Annotated in this window: 22 protein-coding genes; 4 read left to right on the top strand and 18 right to left on the bottom strand. The window is 29.9% G+C overall.

Features of this window, described 5'->3' with window-relative positions:
- Positions 1 to 121: 121 nt before the first annotated feature.
- The 9 genes from GXK56_RS00720 to GXK56_RS00680 form a co-directional block, all read right to left on the bottom strand.
- The gene (locus GXK56_RS00720) at positions 122 to 331 is read right to left on the bottom strand and encodes a heavy metal-associated domain-containing protein (RefSeq protein ID WP_160683527.1); all 210 of its coding nucleotides are present in this window, start codon (positions 329 to 331) and stop codon (positions 122 to 124) included.
- Positions 332 to 349: 18 nt separating this feature from the next.
- The gene (locus GXK56_RS00715; protein WP_160683524.1) at positions 350 to 2,779 is read right to left on the bottom strand and encodes a heavy metal translocating P-type ATPase; all 2,430 of its coding nucleotides are present in this window, start codon (positions 2,777 to 2,779) and stop codon (positions 350 to 352) included.
- A gap of 81 nt (positions 2,780 to 2,860) precedes the next feature.
- Positions 2,861 to 3,127 (bottom strand): metal-sensing transcriptional repressor, encoded by a 267-nt coding sequence (locus tag GXK56_RS00710; protein ID WP_160683521.1) that lies wholly within the window; start codon positions 3,125 to 3,127, stop codon positions 2,861 to 2,863.
- Between the two features lie 303 nt (positions 3,128 to 3,430).
- Positions 3,431 to 5,209 (bottom strand): HD domain-containing phosphohydrolase, encoded by a 1,779-nt coding sequence (locus tag GXK56_RS00705; protein WP_160683518.1) that lies wholly within the window; start codon positions 5,207 to 5,209, stop codon positions 3,431 to 3,433.
- 154 nt (positions 5,210 to 5,363) lie between these two features.
- Positions 5,364 to 6,542, bottom strand: coding sequence for a metallophosphoesterase (locus tag GXK56_RS00700; protein ID WP_160683515.1), 1,179 nt, complete (start codon positions 6,540 to 6,542; stop codon positions 5,364 to 5,366).
- Positions 6,543 to 6,554: 12 nt separating this feature from the next.
- Positions 6,555 to 7,745 (bottom strand): amidohydrolase, encoded by a 1,191-nt coding sequence (locus tag GXK56_RS00695; protein ID WP_160683985.1) that lies wholly within the window; start codon positions 7,743 to 7,745, stop codon positions 6,555 to 6,557.
- A 152-nt stretch (positions 7,746 to 7,897) separates the two neighbouring features.
- Entirely contained in the window at positions 7,898 to 8,926 is a 1,029-nt protein-coding gene (locus GXK56_RS00690; protein ID WP_160683512.1) for a CPBP family intramembrane glutamic endopeptidase, read from the bottom strand.
- Positions 8,916 to 9,722: a nitrilase-related carbon-nitrogen hydrolase gene (locus tag GXK56_RS00685; protein WP_160683509.1), complete on the bottom strand. Its 807-nt coding sequence runs from the start codon at positions 9,720 to 9,722 to the stop codon at positions 8,916 to 8,918. Before GXK56_RS00685 ends, GXK56_RS00690 begins: the two co-directional genes overlap by 11 nt.
- Positions 9,719 to 10,063: a phenylpyruvate tautomerase MIF-related protein gene (locus GXK56_RS00680; protein ID WP_160683506.1), complete on the bottom strand. Its 345-nt coding sequence runs from the start codon at positions 10,061 to 10,063 to the stop codon at positions 9,719 to 9,721. Before GXK56_RS00680 ends, GXK56_RS00685 begins: the two co-directional genes overlap by 4 nt.
- A 351-nt stretch (positions 10,064 to 10,414) precedes the next feature.
- Between GXK56_RS00680 and GXK56_RS00675 the strand changes: the two genes are divergently transcribed.
- From GXK56_RS00675 to GXK56_RS00665, 3 genes are read left to right on the top strand one after another with little or no spacing between them, the layout of a single operon-like run.
- Complete coding sequence (locus GXK56_RS00675; RefSeq protein WP_202127798.1) at positions 10,415 to 10,804, top strand: response regulator; 390 nt, start codon at positions 10,415 to 10,417, stop codon at positions 10,802 to 10,804.
- A 36-nt stretch (positions 10,805 to 10,840) separates the two neighbouring features.
- Positions 10,841 to 13,777 carry an ATP-binding protein gene (locus GXK56_RS00670; RefSeq protein ID WP_160683503.1) on the top strand — a complete coding sequence of 979 codons (2,937 nt, stop codon included), beginning with the start codon at positions 10,841 to 10,843 and terminating at the stop codon, positions 13,775 to 13,777.
- A gap of 41 nt (positions 13,778 to 13,818) precedes the next feature.
- Positions 13,819 to 14,181 (top strand): Hpt domain-containing protein, encoded by a 363-nt coding sequence (locus tag GXK56_RS00665; protein ID WP_160683500.1) that lies wholly within the window; start codon positions 13,819 to 13,821, stop codon positions 14,179 to 14,181.
- A 138-nt stretch (positions 14,182 to 14,319) separates the two neighbouring features.
- Here GXK56_RS00665 and GXK56_RS00660 read toward each other — a convergent pair whose 3' ends face one another.
- The 5 genes from GXK56_RS00660 to GXK56_RS00640 form a co-directional block, all read right to left on the bottom strand.
- Positions 14,320 to 14,724 (bottom strand): response regulator, encoded by a 405-nt coding sequence (locus GXK56_RS00660; RefSeq protein ID WP_160683497.1) that lies wholly within the window; start codon positions 14,722 to 14,724, stop codon positions 14,320 to 14,322.
- A gap of 64 nt (positions 14,725 to 14,788) precedes the next feature.
- Positions 14,789 to 16,255 carry a hybrid sensor histidine kinase/response regulator gene (locus tag GXK56_RS00655; protein ID WP_160683494.1) on the bottom strand — a complete coding sequence of 489 codons (1,467 nt, stop codon included), beginning with the start codon at positions 16,253 to 16,255 and terminating at the stop codon, positions 14,789 to 14,791.
- A gap of 48 nt (positions 16,256 to 16,303) precedes the next feature.
- Complete coding sequence (locus tag GXK56_RS00650; RefSeq protein ID WP_160683491.1) at positions 16,304 to 17,923, bottom strand: methyl-accepting chemotaxis protein; 1,620 nt, start codon at positions 17,921 to 17,923, stop codon at positions 16,304 to 16,306.
- An 18-nt stretch (positions 17,924 to 17,941) separates the two neighbouring features.
- Positions 17,942 to 18,436 (bottom strand): chemotaxis protein CheW, encoded by a 495-nt coding sequence (locus GXK56_RS00645; RefSeq protein WP_160683488.1) that lies wholly within the window; start codon positions 18,434 to 18,436, stop codon positions 17,942 to 17,944.
- 60 nt (positions 18,437 to 18,496) lie between these two features.
- A complete protein-coding gene (locus tag GXK56_RS00640) occupies positions 18,497 to 18,862 on the bottom strand; it encodes a response regulator (protein ID WP_160683485.1) in 366 nt (121 codons plus the stop codon).
- Positions 18,863 to 19,192: 330 nt separating this feature from the next.
- Here GXK56_RS00640 and GXK56_RS00635 point away from each other — a divergent pair, with 330 nt between their 5' ends.
- Complete coding sequence (locus GXK56_RS00635; protein ID WP_160683482.1) at positions 19,193 to 19,849, top strand: response regulator transcription factor; 657 nt, start codon at positions 19,193 to 19,195, stop codon at positions 19,847 to 19,849.
- A gap of 149 nt (positions 19,850 to 19,998) precedes the next feature.
- On the opposite strand, the gene GXK56_RS00630 is transcribed toward GXK56_RS00635, so the two are convergent.
- The 4 genes from GXK56_RS00630 to GXK56_RS00615 form a co-directional block, all read right to left on the bottom strand.
- Positions 19,999 to 21,027 (bottom strand): chemotaxis response regulator protein-glutamate methylesterase, encoded by a 1,029-nt coding sequence (locus GXK56_RS00630; RefSeq protein ID WP_160683479.1) that lies wholly within the window; start codon positions 21,025 to 21,027, stop codon positions 19,999 to 20,001.
- Between the two features lie 62 nt (positions 21,028 to 21,089).
- Positions 21,090 to 21,905, bottom strand: a complete 816-nt coding sequence (locus GXK56_RS00625) for a protein-glutamate O-methyltransferase CheR (protein ID WP_160683476.1) — start codon at positions 21,903 to 21,905, stop codon at positions 21,090 to 21,092.
- Positions 21,906 to 21,936: 31 nt separating this feature from the next.
- Positions 21,937 to 24,018, bottom strand: coding sequence for a chemotaxis protein CheA (locus GXK56_RS00620; RefSeq protein ID WP_160683473.1), 2,082 nt, complete (start codon positions 24,016 to 24,018; stop codon positions 21,937 to 21,939).
- Positions 24,019 to 24,294: 276 nt separating this feature from the next.
- Positions 24,295 to 25,047 (bottom strand): flagellar motor protein MotB, encoded by a 753-nt coding sequence (locus GXK56_RS00615; protein WP_160683470.1) that lies wholly within the window; start codon positions 25,045 to 25,047, stop codon positions 24,295 to 24,297.
- Positions 25,048 to 25,052 lie beyond the last annotated feature (5 nt).

The raw sequence follows: 25,052 nt of genomic DNA, 5'->3' as shown, positions 1-25,052 counted from the left end.
TTAATTAGTAGAAGATAATTATAACTTCCATCAGTCTTACTGACTTAACTGAATTCTATAGATCTCTTCCACTAATTAACCATAAATATAACATATTTGATTTAGAGAATAAATTTATTATTTAATTTTCTTCAATCTTAACTACATCATAACCTTCTTCTTCTATAGCTGCTTTTAATTCATCATCACTATTGTTAGTATCAACTACAGCCCAGTTGTTTTCAAGACTCACTTCTACTGATGTGACCTTATCCAATCCTTCTAATGCTTCCTTTACGTGTCCAACACAATGTTGACAACTCATGCCTTCGATTAATATTTTCTTTTTCATTATAAATCACCCTTTCATTTAATTAACTGTAAAATTTCTAAGTCTTAGTGCATTTGTTAGTACTGATACTGAGCTTAGACTCATTGCAGCAGCAGCTATCATTGGATTAAGTAATGGTCCTCCAAAAATGTGAAGTAAGCCCATCGCAACTGGAATACCGAGCACATTATATCCAAATGCCCAAAATAAATTTTGTTTTATATTTTTAATGGTTGCACTACTTAACTTAATTGCAGTAATAACATCCATCAAATCACTTTTCATAAGAACTATATCAGCTGATTCTATTGCAACATCAGTTCCTGTACCTATTGCAATTCCAATATCCGCTTGTGCAAGTGCTGGGGCATCATTTATTCCATCACCTACCATAGCTACTTTTTGATTTTCAGCTTGAAGCTTTTTCACTTCATTAGCTTTATCTTCAGGCAATACTTCTGCAAGTACTATATCAATCCCTACTTGTTTTGCAATTGCTTCCGCTGTTTTCTTATTATCTCCAGTAATCATTGCAACCTTAATTCCCATTTCATGAAGAGCTTCTATTGCTTTTTTACTGCTTGGTTTAACAGTATCTGCAACTGCTATGATACCTCTTAAAATTTCATCTACAACAACATACATTGGAGTTTTTCCCTCTATAGCCAATCTATCTGATTCAGTTGCCAAAACTGATAAATCAATATTATTTTCTTGTATCAACTTTTTATTTCCTATTAGAATAGTTTTTTCATCTATCTTCACTTCTATTCCATGACCTGGAACTGCCTTAAACTCTTTTATTTCCTTTAAAACTAAATTCTTTTCTTCTGCACTTCTTACAATTGCTTCTCCCAGTGGATGCTCAGAGCCCTTTTCAGCACTTGCTGCTAAAACTAATATATCTTCTTCTGAAATTCCATTAGTCAAAATATCTGTAACAATAGGTCTCCCTTCTGTAATAGTACCTGTTTTATCAAATACTATTGTCTTGATTTGATGGGTAGTTTCTAAGGCTTCTCCACCTTTTATTAATACGCCATTTTCAGCACCTTTACCTGTTCCAACCATTATAGCTGTTGGCGTTGCAAGACCAAGTGCGCATGGACAGGCTATTACAAGTACAGCAATAAATATTGTTAGTGCAAATACTGGTGTTTCACCTGCCATAAGCCAGCCTATAGCCGATATTATTGCAAGCACAATTACTGTAGGTACAAAGTAAGCTGATATAACATCTGCAAGCTTTGCTATTGGTGCTTTTGAGCCTTGTGCATCTTCTACTAATTTAACTATTTGAGCAAGTGCAGTATCTTTACCAACCTTTGTTGCTTTATACTTTATAAATCCTGTTTTATTTATACTTGCGCCTATTACATTACTTCCTATAGTTTTTTCTACTGGAATACTTTCACCAGTAAGCATTGATTCATCTATTGCTGTGCTTCCTTCTATAACAGATCCATCTACAGGAAGTTTTTCTCCTGGTTTTACTATAACTATATCTCCAACTACAACTTCTTCTACTGGAATTGTAATTTCAGTATTATTTCTAACTACTGCAGCTGTCTTAGGCGCTAACCCCATTAATGCTTTGATAGCTTGTGAAGTCTTACCTTTTGAAATTGCCTCTAAATATTTTCCAAGTGTTATTAAGGTTAAAATAACTGCTGCTGATTCAAAATATAAATGCATTGCATATTCAGTTTCTCCTGAATTTATCTTATAAATTCCAAATAACCCATAAATAAATGCAGCCAATGTACTAATAGCAATTAATGAATCCATATTAGGACTTAATTTAAATAAATTTTTTATACCAATATGATAAAATTTGTAGCCCATTATCATTACTGGAAGTGTAAGCACCACTTGAACAAGTGCAAAATTCAATGGATTCATCATAGAGTCGATTATATGAGGAAGTGGCATTCCAAGCATATGCCCCATAGTTATTATTAATAGTGGGATTGTAAATATTGCTGATACAGCAAATCTGATTAATAATATTTGGCTTTCCCCTAATTTTTTATCCGCTATATTTTCTTCTTCCTTAATTAATTTATATCCTGCCTTATCTACAGCCGCATTAATTTCTGTATACCCAATTTGATCTTCATTTATATTTACAGTAAGTTTTTCAGTTGCAAAATTAACGACTGAACTTTGAACTCCTGGAAGTTTTTTAGTAACTCTCTCTACTCTGTTAGCACATGCTGAACAAGTCATTCCTTCTACCTTAAAGGTATAAGTCTTCAAATTTTTCTTTATTCCATAACCTGCTTTTACTACAGCCGCTTCAATATTTTCATTATTTAACTTTGTATTGTCAAATTCAACGCTTAAAGTTTCAGTTGCAAAGTTAACATTTGCATTATCAACGCCATCTAATTTCTTAACTACTCTTTCGACTCTATTAGCACATGCAGAACAGGTCATTCCCTCTATCTTAAATGCTTTTTTATTCATAATATGAATATCACCTCTTATCGTTAAAATATAAACACTTTCTTGCTATACTTATCATTCTATTATCCACTTTTGATTAATTTATTTAGAAAGTATTTTCTCTAAAACTTTATTAAATTCTTCAATCTTTTCTTCTGGATTATTATTATAGCAAGCATCCTTAACACAATGGCGTAAATGCCCCTGAAGAATCATTAAATCAGCCTTTTTTATTAAAGATTGTACTGCTAAAAGTTGATTTGCCACATCTATACAATACCTATCCTCTTCTATCATTTTTATTATTCCTTCTATTTGCCCCTTAGCTGTTTTTAAAGATTGTACTGCTTTTTTTCTTTCTTCACTCATAATTTCCCTCCCATCCCCCTAGGGGGGTGTTGTTATTTTTAGTATATATCATTAATTTATTTTGTCAATATACTTTTTCATTTATCCTAATATTCTATTTAATATTCTATTTAATATTCGTTAAGTTCAATTAAATGTTATTTCAATTCCATTATTATAAATTCTATACAAAAAAGGTATAAATTCAATTCATATCAATCAAATTTATACCTTACACTTCCACATATAAAATTGATATTTTCACTTTTCAAAGAAATTTCTAAAAGCTTACTTCTATCTAACCTTATATATTGGCATATAATATTAACTTATTTCCTGAGCATTTTCCTTTAAATATTCCACAAATACCTTCACAATATGTGGATCAAACTGCTTTCCTGAACATCTCTTTAATTCAATAATAGCATCATTCTTACTTAAAGCCTTTTTATAAACGGAATTGCTAGTCATAGAATCATAAGCATCCGCAATGCTAACAATTCTAGCAACTAATGGTATGCTCTCTCCTTTTAATTTTAACGGATATCCTTTCCCATCCCATCTTTCATGATGAGTTAAAACTCCCTTTGCAACATTATCTAACTGATTAGAAGCTTTTACTATCCTGTAGCCTTTTTCTGTGTGAGTTTTTACTATTTCAAATTCCTCTTTTGATAAGTTTCCCTGCTTAAGCAGAATATCTTCATTTATTCCAATCTTTCCTATGTCATGAAGCTTTGCAACAATTGTAAGTTCATCCATTATAGACATAGGCAAGGATAATCTTTCTCCAATAATTAGAGCATTATTAACTACGCGTTCTGTATGTTCTTCAGTCTCTAAACTTTTAGCTTGAAGCCCTGTCTGCAAAGAATACATTATGGAACTATTTAAGCTATTTTTTTGAAGAAGTTTTTGCCTATAAACCTTATCTTCTGCTTCTCTTAAAGCATCATAAATAGTTTTATCAAAATTATCTGTTATTGCTGAACCTAAAGCCATACTTATATCAATTAAATCATGCTTATAACTTTTGCACTTTTTAATTATTTTTTTTATGGTATTTTCACATTCGTAGTCAGTAGTATTTGGAATTAAAATTACAAATTCATCTCCACCAGTTCTAAATATTAACTCTTCATTTCTGCAAACATCATTCAACACTTGAGCTATGAGCTTTAACAATTCATCACCCTGACTATGTCCCAATGTATCATTCACAAGCTTTAAACCATTAGCATCTCCCATTATTACTCCTACTGGAAAATATTCTTCACTAAAGAGTTCCTTAGCTTTTTCTTCAAAATAAGTTCTATTATATAAATTGGTTAAAATATCCGTAAAACTTATTCTTTTTAATTCCTCTTCAGCTTTTTTCTTTTCAGTAATATCTAAAATAAGCCCAACTACTCCTACAACTTCATTTTTCTTGTCTATTACCGGTACCTTTACAGCTTCAGTATATATCTCTTTTCCATCTTCACCTTTAATTATTGTCTCAGCTTTTATACTTTGCTTTTTTAGTAAAACTTCTGTATCTTCTTTAGTATACTTAATAGCCAATTCTCTTGTTGGATGTATATCAAAATTTGTTTTTCCTATTAATTTATCTACATCTTCTTTTCCATTATAAAACTCATTAAACTCTCTATTTGCATAAACATATCTTCCTTCTTTGTCTTTATAAAAAACCATCCCTGGCAATGTTTCCATTATTACCTTTAATACATTTTCCTGCTCTTCTATAATTTTATCTTTTTCATTTACAATATCTAAATTAGCATATATCCCAGCTAATGCTGTTAATTTCTTATCTTCATTAATTAATGGAATTATAGTAATTTTTGCGTACTTTCCATTTAAATAACCTTCTTCTGTTATTGGGTTTAAAGACTCTATAACTTTATTACAATATTTATTACTTTCATAACTTATTGCTTCATCAAAGATTTCATTTTCACTTAATCCAATAAAATTCTTATTCGTATCTTTATATATCTTTTCAAATTCTGAATTTACATATATAAACTTTAAATTCAAATCTTTTATCCATATAGGCTGTGGAATACTATCCACTAGTAATTTGAACATATTGTATTCCATTTTGACTTTCTCCCCTTTAAGTTTATCTAAAATGATTATACCACCAAACATTAGAAATTACAGTTAACCCCTAAATTTTTAACAAAAACCACAAAAAGCATACTAGAGCTTCTCAATTATTATCAGAATAATTTTTGAGAAACTCTTTTATACTTTAAGCATTAAAGTTAATCTTAATATTTACAATTTCACTTTTACTTCCAATTCTTATTGGCGGTCCCCATGTACCATATCCTGAACTTACAATTAAGTTAAAATTATCTTTTTTCAGATACCCATAATCCTTTTCGTTTAAATAACTTGTAATCAAATTACCCGGAAATAATTGTCCCTTATGTGTATGCCCAGAAAGTTGTAAATCAACCTTTTCTTTTTCCGCTTCTTCTAATTGCTCTGGTCTATGATTTAAAACTATAATTGGAAGTGTTTTATCTACATCTTTCATAATTTCCCTTAGAGGCTTAACATCTTCTCCTGTTATCCTCCTATTTGCTGGATCATTTCTTCCAACTATATAAAAACTATCGGCTACTTTTATCTGCTCATCTTGTAAAAACTTAATTCCTCCATCTTGAAAATATGAAATAGTCTGAGATAAATCGCCAGCTCCATATTCATGATTTCCTGTAATATCATAAACACCATATTTTGATTTTATATTTTTAAAAGCTTCTCTAGAATACTCCTTCAAATCAGTAGCTGTATTCTCATCAAATATATCCCCGCAAAACAACACTATGTCTGGATTCAATTTATTTATAGAATCCACCATTTTATCTACACCTTTTTCTTTTATAGTTATTCCCATATGAACATCAGAAATCATAACAACATTTAATGATTTTATTTCCCCTGCTTTTTTATTTACATTGATTTCATAATTAGTTACAACTTTATCTTGTGCATTCCAAATTCCAAACCCAACTATAATAAAGACTATTATAAATACTGAAAGACCCCTGAAATAAATCTTTTTTAATATTTCACGTATTGAATTTGATAATTTAATTTTTCTTGAAGTATATCTTAATATATTTACGGATAAAAATATCATCACTGAATATATAAATATTCCCATATAAATGAAACCAATTAAAGCAAATATATATGACAGCCCACTATCTGTATTTACTATTCCCTTAATTATATTACTTATAATAAACGAAAGAGCTATTATCCAATACGTCACCCAATATATTACAAAGTATACTCTATTCTTAAATTTTAATTTACCATTTAAAATTATTCTTTTAGCTTTTGCTCCTATATAGTAACAAAGTCCTATATATAAACCCAATAAAAGAAAAACTATCAGCATTACTTTAATGTTCATTGTTATTTACCTCTACTTATATCTCTTGATTTTATAGTCTTTATCAACCAGTTCCTTTAATCCACCTTCTGCTAGTCTCGCGAAGTATTTTGCACAATTTAAAATTGCATTTTCATCAACTTTGTATTGTGGATGATGATGTGCATAAGATAATCCTGTCCCTACAATAATAAATACACCTGGTATCTTCTTTTGGTAATAAGCAAAATCCTCTCCTTCAAGTCCCATAGAGATTTTTTTCACATTATATCCTGATCTTATTCCAAGTTTTGTGCTAAACTCAACCCATTCTTCAGTATTATTTGTTGCTGGTGAACCTGAATGCCAAATAACCTCTGCATTTCCACCAAAGGATAACGCTATTCCATTAGTTATTTCCTTCATTCTTCTTTCAATTAACTCACGTATATCTTCATTTAAAGTTCTAACGGTGCCTTCTATATATGCTGATTCAGGAATTACATTCCATGTATTTCCCCCTTCTATATGGGTTACACTTAAAAGTGCTTTTTCTGTTGCTCCTATATTACGACTTACTATTGTTTGAAGCGCTGTAACTATGTTAGTAGCTATAATAATTGGATCTACTGCTTTTTCCGGCTTAGCTGCATGACTTCCAACTCCTGTAATCTTAATTTCAAATCTATCTACGGCTGCAGTCACTGCTCCAGTTTTTATTCCCATAACTCCAACTTCTGAATCTGAAACATTATGTACCCCAAAAATCGCATCTACATCATCCAAAACACCTGTTGCTAGTATTTTTTTAGCTCCATCTGCGCTTTCTTCTCCTGGCTGAAAGATAAATTTAACAGTTCCGATTAAAGATGACTGTTGCCTTTTAACTAAGTATGCTGCTCCCAAAATAGCTGCCATATGAAAATCGTGTCCACAAGCATGCATTCTCCCATTAATTTTAGATTTGTATTCTAAGCTTGTCTCTTCTTGAATCGGCAATGCATCAATATCACATCTAATTGCTACAACTGGTCCATTAGGATTTCCCTTTACTTGGGCAACAAGACCTGTTTCTAGAGGCAAGTCAAGTATTTCAATATCTGCTTTTTTTAATAGTTTCTTTATTAATTTCGTAGTTTCAAATTCCTCATTAGGCAACTCAGGATTTTCATGTAATTTTTTAAATGTGCATATAAGCTCATCATTCAAATTCTCTATAACTGATAATAATATCTTATTCATAATATTATCCCCCTTTGATTATTGCTTAAATTATAGCATCTCTTCTTAAGGTGTCAATAGATAAAACAGATACTATACTCTATATAAAATCAAAAGCTTCACAACCTTTAACAGTAGTGAAGCTTTTCTTTTCTCAGTACAAAATCCTTATATTTTTATTTCATAATATTAGTAGCGGTCATAATTCCTACAACAAATATTATATAAAATGTAATATATCCTAAAGACCATGGGCCACTGAAAGAATATTTAACCTTCTCACGAGTCTTCAGTATTCTTGTATCTTCTTTTAATACTTTAAGAAAATCTCCCCAATATAATTTAACGAAAACAAATAAAGCTGATATTCCAATAAATAAATAGATGAAACTAAACATTCCTTCTAATGCTGGCATTTTTAGAGATGCTATTCCTGTTGCTATAAAAGCTATAGTGTTATTAAAAATATGTGCAATCATTGATGGAAAAATAGACTTTGATTTAATTGCAATAAAGGCTAGTACAATTCCCATTAAAACTGGGTTAATAAATTGAACTAAATTTAAGTGAAACATAGAAAATAGAATTGATGATACAATAATTGCAGTGAAATTTCCGTACTTCTGCATGCTCTTAAGTATAAAACCTCTAAAAATAATTTCTTCGAAAATAGGTCCAATAAAACATACATACATTAAGAATAGAAATAAATATTCATTTTGCTTAGGAAAACTAAAATCTGGCTGAGGAATTGTTACTCCATAATATTTAGCAATGCTAGAGTAAACGAGATAGATTAGGCTTGAAAGAAGCCCTACTCCTATACACGAAACTGTTCCTATAAATAAAAATTTCTTAGAAGCTTTATTAGATGTAAACATGTCTTTTTTTAATTGAATCTTGGTAGTTTTAATTCCTATTATAATTGCAACAATATCTCCAATTATACATGGTAAATACCCTGTCAAAAAATTATACAGATCCCTTGAAACCCCAAAAATCACATCCGCTTCTTGATTACTCTTTATATCTATTCCTAAAGCATTACCTCTTGCCTTAAGTATAAATATAATTAGATATCCAACAGCATAAGTTAATATACCTAATATAAGAAGCATTTTCGCACAATTTCCTCCTGTTTTCTTTAACCCATCTTTTAATGCTAGTTTTCTAACCATAACTTCTTGTTGAAAATCATTTATCATTCATACTAGCTCCCTTACTTAATCCTCTAAAAATATATAGATCTTCTCTTCTATCCTTTTTAATATCAAATCTATCTTTAACCACTTTAATTTCTTCCATTTTTAAATCTTCTATTATTAACATTTCTCTTGAATTCATTTGATTTAAAATTTTCCCATCTGGATTTACAAAAATTGATTTTCCACTATATTCAAGACCATCTCCAAAACCAACTCTATTTATACCAATAATATAGCATTGATTTTCTATAGCTCTTGCCTTTAATAGAGTTATCCAATGTTCTTCTCTTGCCTTAGGCCAGCTTGCAGCTAATGTTATTAACTGTGATTCTTTAGATGCAGCTTGAAATATTTCTGGAAATCTTAAATCATAACATATAAAAGGAGTTATTTGAAATTCCTTTATCTTGCAACTAGATATTTCATTCCCTTTATAATAGTTTTTATCTTCTCCACTATACGTAAATGGATGTATTTTAGTGTATAAAACTAAAATCTTACCTTTTTGAGATACAATTGCATATTTATTCTTTCCCTTTTCATCAACCTTGGTACCAAATCCCAACCCTATATTTATGCTATTACTTATAGCTATATGACTAATCCATCTTAGTATTTCTTCTTCAGATAGCATAAATTTACTCACATCCATTGTAAAACCTGTCAAGGCCATTTCGGGAAAAAGTATTAATTCAACACTATTTTGAGAGGCTTCTTTAACAAAGCTTTCAATTTTTCTCATGTTTTTAGGAACATCCTCCCAAAATACATCCATTTGAACAATTCCTATAATCAAAAGTTTCTACCGTTCCAACCCCAATTTTCAACTTCTTCATACTTAACGTATATTTTGTTTTGAGGTATTCCTAATTCTTCTTCATATATTTTGCATATTTCTGCTGTTAAATTAGAATAAGCATCTTTACTTGATTTCCCAAAGACTTTTACTTCTACAAATGCACCCTTTTCTAATTTTTCACCAGCAAAATATAAAGAATATTCATCTTCAAAACCAACCATTAAAAAAGTTTCACTTTTACCAGGAATCAGCTCTATTGCTTCTCCTAGTCTCTTCTTTATTATTTCCTCTTTTTCACTTGAGATCTTAACAGTAATTTTTGATCCTATAAATGGCATAGCTTCATTCTCCTTAATACAAGTATTTAGGTTGATAAATTTAATAAAGGCAACCTATAAACCTTTTCCTAAAGAAAAACATCAACACCTATATATTTGACTTGATGTTTTTCAATACTTAGCTTAATTATAGCACAAGCGACACATATACTCACTGTTATGTTTATTTTTTCATGAATATTAAATTTTTTCTTAAAGTATGGTATATTATTTATATCGTGAATATATATTCGATATGGTTAATAATTTATATAATATTGTCTTGCAAAAAGTAAGATATACTGTCCAAAAAAAGCTTTATGCTAATGATTATAAAATTATTTGTGGGAATTGAGAGGAAGGGGTTTTATTATGGTTATTGATAAGTTCATGCCAAAAATTCTAATCATTGACGACAATACTGCTAATGTTTTACTTCTATCTAAAATGTTAAAAATAGCTGGTTACAATAGTATTAAAACACTTAATGATTCACGAGAAGTTTTAAATACGCTCTCTGAATATATTCCAGATCTAATACTCTTAGATTTTAGAATGCCATTTATAGATGGACTTGAAGTAATAAGAGCACTTAATTGCGAAGATGTCTACAAAAATATACCTATTATTATGATTTCAGCTGAAAATGATAAGGAATACTATGAAAATGCTATTGCTCAAGGTGCTGTAGCTTTTATTACTAAACCTTTTAATTACAATGATATAATATCAAAAATAAAAATAGCATTGCAAATGGTTTAATCAATAAGTAAAACTTCATATGGTTGGGGGTATACTATGGTCAAAAAAGAAACTAATGAAAGTATTTCACTCTATAAATGGATTTGGCAATCATATATTGATACAGCATTAATTCCGTTAATACTTGTTGAATTAATTTTTATTTGCATTTACTTTGGCTCATTTACTTGGTCTCAAAGTAACAATGTAAGTCTTCTAAAAGAACAAGCTCAAAATGAGCTTCAACATATTGTAAATCAAGAATCTAATTCAATTAATTATCAATTAGAAAGTATTGAAAATTCAGTAGTCCTTTTTAGTAATCAAATTAATCAGGCTTTAAAAAACACTACAACTTTAACACCAGCTGATTCTAACGGACTAGTTTATTCAAAAAATGGTAATTTATACACTAAAGAAGGCAGTAATTATGGCGATGTATCAATATTTTACAGTAACGTTATTTCTAATAAAGATAATCAACTTGAAAAAGTTTCCAAAGTCTTAACAACACAAAAATTAATGGTTGATATAAAAAATACCGAGCCTCTTGCAACTTCTATATATTTTAATTCCTTTGATTCTTTAAATATAACTTATCCATATTCTACTGTTATTTCTAGTTCTAATTCTTTAATGAATGCTCCTTCTTATAATTTTTATTATGAAGCTGATGCTAATCACAATCCTGATAAAAAAGTAAAATGGACAAATGCATATGTAGATCCAGCCGGCAATGGCTTAATAACCTCAGCTATATATCCAGTTTATAATAATAACTTTTTAGAAGGTGTTGTTGGAATTGATATAACCCTTGATACCATTGCAAATCAAGTTTTAACAATGGAAATTCCATGGCAGGGATATGGAATGCTAATCGATAAAAAGGGCTGCATTCTTTCATTTTCAAATAGAAATGAAAATGACTTTGGGTTAGCTGAAAAAAGTTACGATAAAATTCAATTAAGAGATAAGCTAAATACTGATGAGTTTAACTTGTATAAAAATAAAGAGCTTTCCCTACTAGGAAATCAAGTAGAAAATAATTCTTCAGGTTTTTCAACTTCTAATATAAAAGGAAACTCTAAATTTATATCTTGGGCAACAATACCAAATACAGAATGGAAGTTACTTGTAATCGTTCCTGAGCAGAATATTTATTCTAAAATCAATTCATTAAAAGATAGCCTAATTGAAATGGGGATATTTGTAATATCAGGTTTGCTTTTGTCTTATTTTATATTCTTTGTTTTGCTTTATAAGAAAGCAAAAGAAACAAGCTATACTTTTGCAAATTCATTATTAGAAATAGGTACTATTGTTCAAAGAATTAGTAATAAAGAATATAACATAAATCCACCTAAGTTAAATATTACAGAATTAAAAGATGTTTCAGGTCAACTAATTAAAATGGGACAAAATTTAGGTGATACTAATAAGAATTTATTGTTAACCCAATATCAACTTATGAAAAAAGAAACTGATTTAAAAGCACTCGTTAACTCTATTAACGATATAATTTTAGAAGTAGATGCTAAAGGTACTATTACAAACTTCTGGTCCCGAACTCATAAGGAATTATTTAATCTATATATGCAAGGTTGCTTTAGTTCAATTAGCGATCTTTTAGATATTGAAACTTCTAAACTTGCTAGGAAAAAAATTTTTTACGTAATGAAGACTAAAGAAACTACTTCTATGGATTTTAATTTAGAATCAAATTCAGGCTTAAAATGGTTTCAAGCTTCCATATCTCCACGTTTAAATGATTCAACAAGAGTTGTAGTTTCTGCACGTGATATAACCATTCAAAAGAAAATGGCCAAATCACTTATTGCTGCAAAAGAAGAAGCTGAAAAAGCCAGCAAAGCAAAATCCGAGTTCTTATCAAGCATGAGCCATGAACTTAGAACACCACTTAATGCCATTTTAGGTTTTTCTCAAATTTTAGAGTTAGATCCAGAATCACCACTTACAGGATCTCAACAAGAAAGTGTTACTGAAATCTTAAAAGCAGGTAATCATTTGCTTGAGCTTATAAACGAAGTCCTTGATTTATCAAAAATTGAATCTGGTAAACTAAGTATTTCAATTGAATCAGTTTCAGTAAAATCTGTAATGCTGGAAGCACTTTCTATAATAAAACCATTTGCAGATACCCATGATATAAAATTAATCACTTATGATATAGAAAATGATGATGAATTTGTTTATGTTGATAATACACGGTTAAAGCAAATCCTCATCAATCTGCTTTCTAATGCAATTAAGTACAACAAACAAAATGGAGAAGTAACTTTTTACCATGAGAGACATGATGATAAATATAAATTCCATGTTATTGATACTGGTATTGGATTATCTAAATCTGATTTAGATTTAATATTTAAGCCATTTCAGCGTTTAAATAAAAATAATAATACAATTGAGGGAACTGGTATTGGGCTTACTGTTGCAAAGCAATTGGTTGAGTTAATGAATGGTGAAATATATGTAGAAAGTGAAAAGGGTGTAGGAAGTCACTTTTGGGTTGAATTCCCATCTGTCAATGTATGTGCTATAGACTCAGAAGAAGATGTCTTATCTAATGAAACTCTTAGTTCTATCTCTGAAGACAAGCATTATACAGTCCTTTATGTTGAGGATAATCCAGCAAATTTAAGGCTTGTAGAACGGGTTTTAAATCAAATTACAAATATAAAAATGCTTTCTGCTATTTCTGGAGAGTTATGCGTAGATTTAGCAATTGCCCACAGACCAGATCTTATTTTGCTTGATATTAATTTGCCTGGAATTGATGGTTATGAAGTATTTAAAAGACTTAAAATGTATGAAGAAACTAAAGATATACCTATTATTGCAATCAGTGCACATGCAATGCCAAAAGATATTGCAAGAGGTATTATGATTGGGTTTAGCGATTATATTACAAAGCCAATTAATGTTGCGAAATTTACAGAAAAAGTTTCTAGTTTACTGCTAAATACAAATTAAAATAATTGGAGTTAAAATAAGTACCTGGAGGTGTATAAATTATGGATTATAATAATAAATACGATATAGTTGGATTTGCCCATGATTTAGGCCTTAGTATTGAAGACGTCTCAGAATTATATGCAGAATTGGTTCATGAACTTAATTTAGCACTACTTGAATTAAAAATTCTTATGATTGATAGAGATATTAAAAAAATCCAAAATATAGTTCACAATATAAAAGGAGTTTCTGGTAACTATAGATTGACCGATTTATATGAAGAAACCTCAAAAATCAATGATGCACTAAAAAATTCTGACTACCCAGACTTTGAAAAAGATTTAAATCATCTTTTTAACGTTACTTATGGTTCTATTAAAGAAATAACAAATTTTTTCAAAAGAAAGTCTATATCAATATAGACTTATAAATTCAAAAGAGATATGCATCCTTAAAATATGCATATCTCTTATTTTAACTTGATATATTATATTCCACTACAAAAATTTAAACCCATTTCCATTTTTAGAAAAAACCTTAGTCTTTTTCCGTCTTAACTCTTAACTGAATTCTCCATCAAGTTTTAACCTTTTCATTACCTCAATAAGTTTTGCTGTATTGATTGGCTTTGTTACATATACTTCACAACCTAGTTCAAAAGCTTTTTCAACATCCTTTACGTTATCTAAAGCTGTAATAACAAATTTTTTAGAAAGCTTATCCTCATTTATATTTTTTTCTTTTTCGATAGAGCTTATCATCTTTAATGCCTTTAATCCATCTAATTTAGGCATCATTACATCAAGACATATTAAATCATAAGGTTCATCTTCTTCCACTGAAAACATTACTGCTGTAACTGCTTCTTCTCCATTAACTACCATGTCACAATCACCATATTGTGAAAAAAACTTAAACAAAAATCTTCTATTTACATAATCATCTTCCGCAATAAGAATTTTCATCAATTGACCATCCTCTCTGTTAGAGTAGATTGATATTTGTATATTCTCTTTATTTTGGCTATTTTTAAATTAACTTTGCTATATTATCTCTCAACTCTTCAAATACTACTTTAACTTTATCCGTGTTATTTTTTCTTGCATTAATCTTTAATTTAAAACCCAGCATTACTAAATCATCAAATTTAGAAAGAACTGCAGAATTATTTATAAATTCAGCCAATTTCCCAATTTTCTTCATATCATTTTCAGCTTCCTTCATCTTCAAGGTAAGTTTTTTTAATTCCTCATTTAGTATTACAACACTTTTTCTTTTACCTAATCCTTCTAATGAATCTGCCTCATCTAATTTCCTATAATTCACACCAAAATTATCTCCTGCAACTATTTTTAAATTTGCAGTAAAGCTGAAAATACTACCCTGATCCTTGTTACTCTCAGCCCATATTTCTCCTCCTAGCATTTCAACTAACTGCTTAGATAGCGCAAGTCCTAATCCTGTACCGTTATATTCACGAGAATAAGAATTATTTAACTGGCTAAAACTCATGAATAGCTGACTCATATCCTCTTCTTTAATTCCAATACCAGTATCCTTAACAGAAAATCGAAGAAAAAGATCTTCATCCTCTCTAAAGTTTTCTTCAATCATTAAAACTATGCTACCTTTTTTAGTAAACTTTATTGCATTACTAATTAAATTGTTTAGTATTTGCTGAAGTTTCCCAAAATCCCCATACAAGGCATCTGGAATATGATCAAAATTATTACATTTCAATACAAGTCCCTTTCTTCTAGCATCATAGCTGTAGATCTTTAAGATTTTATATATTAGTTGTTTTAGACTAAAGCAGTCTTGCCTTAGTTCCATTTTTCCAGCTTCTGATTTGGAGAAATCAAGAATTGCATTGACAATATTAATTAAAGAATATGCACTATTTTTTGCAATTGTAAGATTCTCCCTATTCTCACCATCTATCTCTTCACTCATTAAGGTAAGTTCAATCATTCCTATAATACCATTAAGCGGCGTGCGTATTTCATGACTCATATTTGCAAGAAAATTACTTTTTGCTCTATTTGCTGCCTCAGCTTCTTCCTTTGCCCTTATAAGAATATTTTTCATTTCTTCATCAGCTTGTCTTCTTTCAATTCTCGCATGTAATTCATCAAGTTCACGCTCAACAGCTGGTCCAAGCCGTGCCAGTTTATCCTTCATTATATAATCTCTGCAGCCAGCACGCATAGCTTCAACTGCTACTTCCTCACCTATTTCGCCAGATACTATAATAAATGGAATATCTAGCTTAGATTCGTTTAATATCTGCAATGCCTCAATAGAATTAAATTCTGGCATTACATGATCTGATAAAATTATATCCCAGTTCCTAGTCTCCAATGAATTCTTTAATTCTTCAGCATTTTCAACTTGTTCATAATTTACATTAAAGCCACTTTTTCTTAGTTGTGCTACTTCAAAATTTAAAAATGCTTTTGAATCCTCTATTATAAGAACATTAATATCATTTACCATTAACCTCACCTCATGAAAGAAGAATTGAGTTTAGTTATCTTTTGATTTTTACATATATTGAGTCATATCATCTAAATCTATATTTTTTACTGAATTATTATAGGCTGAAAAATTATTGTTTCTTTTTAAATTAAATTGACTCACTTGATCCTTTAGCATTTCTGCTTGGGATGCTAATTCTTCACTTGCAGATGCACTTTCTTCTGATGTTGCCGAATTAGTTTGTACAACAGTTGAAACTTGCATAACTGCTGCATTAATTTGTGCAATACCTTCTGCTTGTTCATTTGAAGCTACTGCTATTTCACCTATAAATTCAGCAACCTTCACAGTATTTTCAACAATTTTATTTAATGCTCCAGCAGTTTCATTTGCTATTGCTGTTCCTGCTTCTGCTTTCTTAATTGATCCTTCAATCATATCTGTTGTTTCTTTAGCTGCCTTTGCAGATCTTGCAGCTAAATTTCTTACTTCTTCTGCAACTACTGCAAAGCCTTTTCCATGCTGCCCTGCTCTAGCTGCTTCTACTGCTGCATTTAAAGCTAATATATTAGTTTGGAAGGCAATTTCATCTATGACTTTAATAATTTTATATATGCTTGTTGAAGCACTGTTTATTTCATCTACAGCACGTTGCATTTCCTTCATTTGTTCATAACCATTTTCAGCATTAATCTTAGCCTTTTCTGCAATCTCATTAGCATTTGTAGCATTTTCTGCATTCATCTTAGTTTGAGCAGATATTTCTTCTATTGATGCTGTTAATTCTTCTATTGCACTTGCTTGTTCCATGGCACCTTGAGAAAGAGCTATACTAGAGTCAGATACTTGTTTTGATCCAGAAGCAACTTGTTCAGCTGCTGAATTTATATAACTCATAGTATTATTTAATTTATCTGTCATCTTTCTAAAAGAAGCTCCTAATAAACCAATTTCATCTTTACTTTCTATATCAATTGTTACATCGAAATCTCCACCGGCAACCTTATCAGCAATTTTAATTATTTTACGAACAGGTTTGCTTATTGTTGAAGAAATAAATACTCCTATTAATATTGCTATTATTACTCCAACAACTAAAATTCCTATTGTTATTGTGGTTGTACTTGCAGCTATTGCATCATTACTATCAGCAGTATCTTTTGCAAGCTTTAATTTCATATCTGTGAATGAACTAATCTTATCTTGTAATTCATCTAATGCTGGTTTTCCTTCACTATACAGAAGTTTTACCGCTTCTTCATTTTTATTTTGATTTTTTAATTCTACTATTTTATTCACAATATCAAGGTATCTAGTCTTAGAGGATTTCAAATCCTTCATAACTTGCTGTCCTTCAGTTGTAAGTGTAGTTTTAGTTAAATCTTCATAGCTAGAGTCAAATTCACTACTTGCTGATTTTATTTTATTTATGTTCTCTTGTATTTCTGATGAATTATTTTTAAGTAATACATCTCTCACATTTCCTCTTATATCATTTATTGAATTACTAATATCAATAACATCACCTAATGGTTGTGTCATCTTTTCATATAACTTTGAATCCAAATCACTGATTTTATTAACATTTACAACACCCTCAACACCTATAACACCAGCTATAAATGCTACTATAAAAAATCCTATAAGTATTTTCCCACTTATCCTCATATTATAGAACCATTTCATTATTAATCCCTCCCAAAACTATTCAATATTATTTAAACTATCAATATCCTCATAATTTATTAATTTATCGCAATCTAAAATTAATTTGACCTCATTGTCTATCTTCCCTATTCCACTTATATATTTGTTGCTCACTTTGTTTATATTGGGTGGCGGTACAATATTTTCATCCTGTATTTTTAATACTTCTGAAACACTATCTACAATAAGTCCAATTGATAAATCATTTGTATCAATAACAATTATGCAGGTTCTGTCATTGTACTCCCTAAATTCCTTTTTAAATCTTAGTCTTACATCCATTACAGGGATTATCTTCCCTCTTAAATTAATAATTCCTCGTATATAGTTTGGAAGTTCTGGAACTAAAGTTATAGGCTGTATTCCAATTATTTCAGTAACGTTATTTATCCCTATTCCATAAGATTCATTATCCAATACAAAAGTAAGATATTTTCCTTTTTGAGTATCTTCTTCTATATCTCCATTATCATTAATCATATCTACATTCATTCTAACACTCCCTCTCCCAATAGAACTCCATACTTAGCCAAATAATAAGATTCCCCTTAGTTAAATGCTTTGACTTATACTATTTAATTGCTTTGAAACAACATCCTCCTTAAATGGTTTTACTATAAAAGATATTGCTCCTGCTATTATTGCTTCTCTAACTAGTATTTCATGTCCCATAGATGAAATAACTATAATTCTTGCTTCTTTATCAATTGCCTTTATCATCTTTATTGCATCTATTCCTCCTACTTCTGGCATAGTTAAATCCATAGTAACAATATCTGGTTTTAATTGCTTATATAATTGTACAGCTTTTAATCCATTTTCAGCTTCTCCTACAACATTAAATCCTGATTTTTCCAATAACATTTTTAGAGATAATCTCATAAATGCTGCATCATCCACCACTAATACTTTTTTCATATGCGTCTCTCCTTCAAAAAACATTATCTAAATTTGTATATTTTTCTTAATAATCTTATTTTAAATATTTTTATAATTTGTTTGTAGTACCGTAAGTCATGTAGTCAAATGCAAATTGCACAACAAATTTTTATGAAAATGCAAATTGCATTTATTTTATATATGTATATTTACATAATTGCGCATTATTTTATCCATTGTTCTGATATTCACAAAATGGTATAATTTAAAATAAGCGGTCATTTAATTGTTAAAAATTATGAGATTTTTTGATTTATTTTGTATTATTATACAAATTTTAATTCTTTGGGATAAAGAGGGGTTTTTTATATGACAACAGTAATCATTGCTGAAGATCAGAAACTTTTAAGGGAAAGTTTTAAAAATATAATTGAAAATAATAGTGATATAAAAGTTGTTGCTTGTGCTACCAATGGAAAGGAAGCATATGACTTGTGCAAAGAATATAAACCTGATGTGGTTTTAATGGATTTGTCTATGCCTATATGTAATGGTACTGAAGCTACTAAATTAATAAAAACAGATTTTCCATCAATTAAGGTTCTAATACTTACAGCTTCTAATGATAAGGTTGATGTTACTGAAGCTATAATTAACGGAGCTGATGGATATGTATTAAAAAATATAGGTACTGAAGAATTAATTTTATCTATAAAAAGTACTTCTTTAGGGTTAGGTATCGTTGATAAAGATCTTTTAGAACCTGTGGTTTTAAATCTAAATAAAGAAAATAAAAAAACTGGAAATATAATAGTGGACGTTTCTGGTATAAATGTTTCTTTAACAGAAAGAGAGTTAAGTATTGTATCCATGATAGTTGAAGGAAAAGATAATAAAGAAATCGGTGCTTCTTTGTTTATTGCTGAAGGAACTGTAAAAAATATTATTACTGAAATCATTTCAAAGCTTCAATTGAAAGATCGTACACAATTGGCAGTATATGCTGTTCGTAATGAATTAGTCTAAATGAATTATTAATAAATGATGAATGATTTAGGTAAAAATCACTTACCCAATCCATTCATCATTCTTCTTTCACATCATATTTTAGTATTATCAATTTCTCTTCAGATAATTTCAGAAAACCGTAGACTTTTCGTATTTGAAACTTAAGGTTACCTAATCATTTCAAACAACACATGTGGAATATTTGAAAGAGAAACTTGTTTTTCTACTGCTCCTATATCAAACGCCACCTTTGGCATTCCATAAACAACAGAGGATTCCTTATCTTGTCCTATAGTTTTTGCTCCAAACCTTCTCATTGACATAAGTCCTGTTGCTCCATCCTGCCCCATACCAGTGAGAATAACTCCCACAGCATTTTTACCTGCTGTTTTAGCCACAGATTCAAAAAGTACATCTACAGATGGACAATGTCCACTAACTTTGCTTCCTTGAGTAAGTTCAACAATATATTTGTCTCCTGCCTTTTTAACCTTCATATGCTTATCTCCTGGTGCTATTAATACACGTCCTGGCTCTATAACATCTCCAGTTTGAGCTTCCTTAACATCAAAACTCGTCTGCATATTAAGCCTTTCAGCAAACATTCTTGAAAAAACAGGTGGTATATGCTGTACCACAACTATTCCAGGAACTGTTTTAGGAAGAACCTTTAATATACTATATAAAGCTTCTGTTCCTCCTGTAGATGCTCCTATTGCAATTAATTTGTTGCTGCTAGGAATCAAAGTTCTTTCTGTTATTTTATTCATATTAGCTCTAGTTAATTGTGCCATATTAGCTGATAAGTTTACATTTGCTGCGCCTTTTATTTTAAGTATTAACTCATTTATGAAATTTTCAAAAGCATTAGGAATTCTAGCATCAGGCTTACTCAAAAAGTCTACTGCCCCTGCATTCATAGCATCAAATACAATATCGCTTACTGAACTTACTACTATTATTGGAATTTTATACTGGGGAAGGAGTCTTTTGATGAATTCAACACCATTTAACCTTGGCATTTCCACATCACAAGTCATTACATCTGGATGCAATTCTAACAGCTTATCTCTAGCATCATAAGGATCTATTGCTTTTCCAACAACTTCAATTCTAGGATCTTTTGAAATCCCCCTTGATATTGCTTCTCTAAATACCATACTATCATCCACTACTAATACTCTAATCTTTTTCATATCCGTCACCCTTTAAAATCATAATAAATCTTTGCCTCATATCCATTAGTAAATATTATGTTTTATTCCTTTCTATATACAGATGGCATCACATACTTAAATCCAGTTTTTTGGCCACTTAAAGATTCCGAATGACCTATAAAAAGATACCCTCCATATTCCATGCTGTTATAGAATTTATTAATTAATTCATTTTTTGTATTCATGTCAAAATAAATCATTACATTTCTACAGAAAATCACATGAAACTTTTTATTGAAAGGAAATGTTTTTTCCATTAAATTAAATCTTCTATACAAAATTTCGCTTTTAATCTTATCTGAAAAAATAAAATTATTATCATCAAGTTTCTTTAAATATTCTTTCTTCCACACTTCTGGTAAAGGCATTATTTGTTCTTTTTGATATATTCCTTTTTTGGCATGAGTCAAAACCTTATCAGATATATCTGTTGCTAGTATCTTCTTATCCCACCATAACTTCTTCTCTTGACAAAATTGGTCTATTATCATAGCAAGTGTATAAGCCTCTTCTCCAGATGAACAACCTGCACACCACAATCTTAAATCTCTATCCTTAACCATAGGCATAATATTAGGTAATACCTTTTCTTTTAAATAATCAAAGTGATTCTTTTCACGCATAAAATATGTGTGATTAGTAGTAATTTTATTTACCAAAGTATTAACAGCATTTCCTGTTTTATCTGAAATTAAATATTGATAATACTGAGAAAAATTATCAAAATTAAGCTCCGCCAAAACATTGTGAAGTCTGCCAATTATAAGCATTTTCTTTTCTTCTTTTAAGTTAATTCCATAATGTGCTTTAATATATTTAGCTAACTGAGTGAATTCTATATCTGTTATTGTAACCATAATATCACCTTCATTAATCCCTTCAATTTAATTATACTTTTGCTATTATATTCCCCATATCTATAATAAGACTTATATTTCCATCTCCTAAAAGTGTACACCCTGCTAAATCCTTTATATTTCTAGTATTTTTAATATAGCTTGGAAATGCCTTTACAACCACTTGTTGTTGACCCAATAATTCATCCACCCATATACAAAAACCTCTCTCATCATGTTCTGCCATTATTAGAACACCTTCCCAAAGCTCATTAAGATTAGTATTTACTGAAAAATGTTCATTTAATCTAAGTATTGGATAGCACTGACCTCTCACCATAATCATCTCATTATTATCCGGATCTAATATTAACTCTTCTTCCTTTGCCCTGAAAAACTCTTTTATTGAGCTTGTAGGAAGAGTATATCTTGACTCTCCAACCCTAACATTCATTCCATCAATAATAGCAAGAGTTAGTGGGATTTTAATTGTCATATTTGTACCAATTCCTTCAATACTATCTACACTAACTGAACCGCCTATCTTCTCAATATTTTTCATTACAACATCCATGCCTACTCCTCTTCCACTATATTCTGATACTGATTCTTTAGTAGAAAATCCAGGAAGGAATATCAAATTAAATATTTCTTTTTTAGTCATCTCATTTTTATTTTTCTCAAGTATATTATTTTCTCTTGCCTTTTTGAGTATTTTTTCTTCATTAAGCCCTTTACCATCATCTTTAACTATAATTAAAACATCACTACCTGCATTTTTTGCTTCTAAAATTAAATTACCAACTGGTTGCTTACCCTTATCTATTCTTTCTGCTGTAGTTTCTATTCCATGATCTATTGAATTACGAACTAAGTGCATTAATGGATCTGATATATGCTCTATTATATTTTTATCAACCTCAGTATCTTCTCCAATGATTGTTAACTTAACTTCTTTATTCATCTTCTTACTCATATCTCTAACAATTCTATTCATCTTTTGGAATGTTGCTGATAATGGTACCATTCTTATTGACATTACAGTATCTTGCATCTCTGATATTATTTTACGAAGCTGCCTTGCCGATTTTTGAAAATTGTCAAGTTCTAGCCCTGCTAAGTCTGGATTTTGTGTAACCATTGACTCAGAGATCACCAATTCACCAATAAGATCCATTAGTCTATCTGCTTTTGCTACACTTAAACTTATAAATTCTTGGTGTGAACTATTCTTTTCAACTTTTTTTTCTTTAATTACATTTTTATTTGTTTCTTCTAAAGCTTTTGTTTCATTTTCTTCTATTGAATTTGTCTCTTCTTTCCTAACTTCATTTATTACTTCTTTATCATCTATAGTCTGAATAGCATCTGTAGCTATGCAAATATCCAATTTGCTTAAAAATACAGTTTCATTTATTATTGATCTAATAGTTTGAATATCTAGTTCAGAATAAAAAATTATTTTAAATCCATTTTTCCTAATTTCCTCACTAGCTTTTTCATCATCATCTATTATATTTTCTGGCACACTACTTATTACTTCTGCCACTTCAGATAACTTATGAAGAATTCCGAAGCTTCTTATATTCTCCATACCACAATCCTCAACAAAATGAGCGCAAGCTTCGTATTTTTGTCTTAGGATTTCTTCTTTAGCTTTTCCACTGGTAACAAAAAACTTTTGTTGTTTTGGCTTACTTTCCTTCACAGCCTGCCCATCGCCATGCTCTTCTTTAAGTTGTTTTAGGAATTCTTTTATTTCAATTGTTTTGTCAGAAGCATCACCATCTGGACTATCTCCATTTTGAATTTTCTCTATTTCATTTTTAATAAAATCAATAGCATCTAACACAATATCACTTAAAATATTATTGTCTACATTTTCTGGTTTCTTTTCTCTAATATAAAAGAACAAATCCTCAACAGAATGGGACAGTTCCGCAATGTTATTAAAAAGCATCATTGCTGATGACCCTTTTACTGTATGCATAATTCTAAATATTTCATTTATTGAATCGGCGAAGCCGTTTTCTTTTTCACCATGAATTACTAGTTGTTCTAGTTTCTCTATAAGTTGATTAGTCTCAAAAATATACATATCTAACATGGATTCATTACCCATATTTTCTGACATATCAATCACCTCTCCTTATATCCCAATAAATACATAAAGTTTCCTATAATGTTATATTAATTCCTTTAAAAGCATCTTTTAAGTCCCACTGGTCATTGATTTAAATGCAATTTGCACTACTATGTCGTAATATGAATGCAATCTGCACAATTACTAAAAAATCTACTTTAATAATTTTAAAAAAAGCATTCAACCAAATTAACAATATTAAAACATGTTAATTTACATTGAATGCATTTATAATACTAAAGTCTATATTTAATTCAAATCTAATTATTAATTAGTTTTCTTTTCATCTGGCGGATATTTTCTAATTACAATAATCTCTACTCTTCTATTTTTAGCTCGTCCTTCTTCTGTATTATTATCATATTTAGGCATATATTCACCATGGGCTTCAATAGATGCTCTGTTTGCTGTAATTCCAGTTGAAGTAACCATATAATTCATTACATTTATGGCACGTGTAGCACTTAACTCCCAGTTTGAAGGGAATCTAGCATTCTTAATTGGAACATTATCTGTGTGACCAACAATTTTAACTTTATTCTCTAAATCATGAAGCATATCAGAAAGCTTAGAAAGCAATGGAGATACATCGCTTCTTATTTCCGCTTCTCCCGATTTAAATAATACTGCATCTTGTATTGTTATCTCTAATCCTTCACTTGTAAGATTAACTTTAACTTTATCTGAGTAACCTTCTTTTCCAATTTCTTGTTCAAGCATTTTCTTTATTTCAGTCATTTTATCTTCTTCAGTCTTACTGTTATATACTCCAGTTCCATTTCCCTCTCCGCCTTCACTTTCCATAGGAATCATAGAACTTCCATCTCGCTGCATAACACCAGAACCACCTGCGAAAATTATGTTAAAAGATTTACTCATTGCTTGAAGTTTTGCACTATCTGTTTGTCCCATTGCAAACATAACAATAAATAGTGCTAATAGGAGTGTTAACATATCTGAATATGGAAGAAGCCATGCTTCATCAACATGTTCTTCATGATGTTGTTTTTTCTTACTCATCACTC

Origin of the sequence: Clostridium sp. C2-6-12 (assembly GCF_009928485.1) — a bacterium.
Classification (GTDB): domain Bacteria; phylum Bacillota; class Clostridia; order Clostridiales; family Clostridiaceae; genus Clostridium.
The sequence above is the reverse complement of the archived record's forward strand: the minus strand, read 5'-3'. Positions and strand labels throughout refer to the sequence as shown.

Bases quoted from the DNA above. Each gene is read 5' to 3' on its own strand.
- GXK56_RS00720 (WP_160683527.1), bottom strand. From the start codon at position 331: ATGAAAAAGAAAATATTAATCGAAGGCATGAGTTGTCAACATTGTGTT.
- GXK56_RS00715 (WP_160683524.1), bottom strand. From the start codon at position 2,779: ATGAATAAAAAAGCATTTAAGATAGAGGGAATGACCTGTTCTGCATGT.
- GXK56_RS00710 (WP_160683521.1), bottom strand. From the start codon at position 3,127: ATGAGTGAAGAAAGAAAAAAAGCAGTACAATCTTTAAAAACAGCTAAG.
- GXK56_RS00705 (WP_160683518.1), bottom strand. From the start codon at position 5,209: ATGGAATACAATATGTTCAAATTACTAGTGGATAGTATTCCACAGCCT.
- GXK56_RS00700 (WP_160683515.1), bottom strand. From the start codon at position 6,542: ATGAACATTAAAGTAATGCTGATAGTTTTTCTTTTATTGGGTTTATAT.
- GXK56_RS00690 (WP_160683512.1), bottom strand. From the start codon at position 8,926: ATGATAAATGATTTTCAACAAGAAGTTATGGTTAGAAAACTAGCATTA.
- GXK56_RS00680 (WP_160683506.1), bottom strand. From the start codon at position 10,063: ATGCCATTTATAGGATCAAAAATTACTGTTAAGATCTCAAGTGAAAAA.
- GXK56_RS00675 (WP_202127798.1), top strand. From the start codon at position 10,415: ATGGTTATTGATAAGTTCATGCCAAAAATTCTAATCATTGACGACAAT.
- GXK56_RS00670 (WP_160683503.1), top strand. From the start codon at position 10,841: ATGGTCAAAAAAGAAACTAATGAAAGTATTTCACTCTATAAATGGATT.
- GXK56_RS00665 (WP_160683500.1), top strand. From the start codon at position 13,819: ATGGATTATAATAATAAATACGATATAGTTGGATTTGCCCATGATTTA.
- GXK56_RS00660 (WP_160683497.1), bottom strand. From the start codon at position 14,724: ATGAAAATTCTTATTGCGGAAGATGATTATGTAAATAGAAGATTTTTG.
- GXK56_RS00655 (WP_160683494.1), bottom strand. From the start codon at position 16,255: ATGGTAAATGATATTAATGTTCTTATAATAGAGGATTCAAAAGCATTT.
- GXK56_RS00650 (WP_160683491.1), bottom strand. From the start codon at position 17,923: ATGAAATGGTTCTATAATATGAGGATAAGTGGGAAAATACTTATAGGA.
- GXK56_RS00645 (WP_160683488.1), bottom strand. From the start codon at position 18,436: ATGAATGTAGATATGATTAATGATAATGGAGATATAGAAGAAGATACT.
- GXK56_RS00640 (WP_160683485.1), bottom strand. From the start codon at position 18,862: ATGAAAAAAGTATTAGTGGTGGATGATGCAGCATTTATGAGATTATCT.
- GXK56_RS00635 (WP_160683482.1), top strand. From the start codon at position 19,193: ATGACAACAGTAATCATTGCTGAAGATCAGAAACTTTTAAGGGAAAGT.
- GXK56_RS00630 (WP_160683479.1), bottom strand. From the start codon at position 21,027: ATGAAAAAGATTAGAGTATTAGTAGTGGATGATAGTATGGTATTTAGA.
- GXK56_RS00625 (WP_160683476.1), bottom strand. From the start codon at position 21,905: ATGGTTACAATAACAGATATAGAATTCACTCAGTTAGCTAAATATATT.
- GXK56_RS00620 (WP_160683473.1), bottom strand. From the start codon at position 24,018: ATGTCAGAAAATATGGGTAATGAATCCATGTTAGATATGTATATTTTT.
- GXK56_RS00615 (WP_160683470.1), bottom strand. From the start codon at position 25,047: ATGAGTAAGAAAAAACAACATCATGAAGAACATGTTGATGAAGCATGG.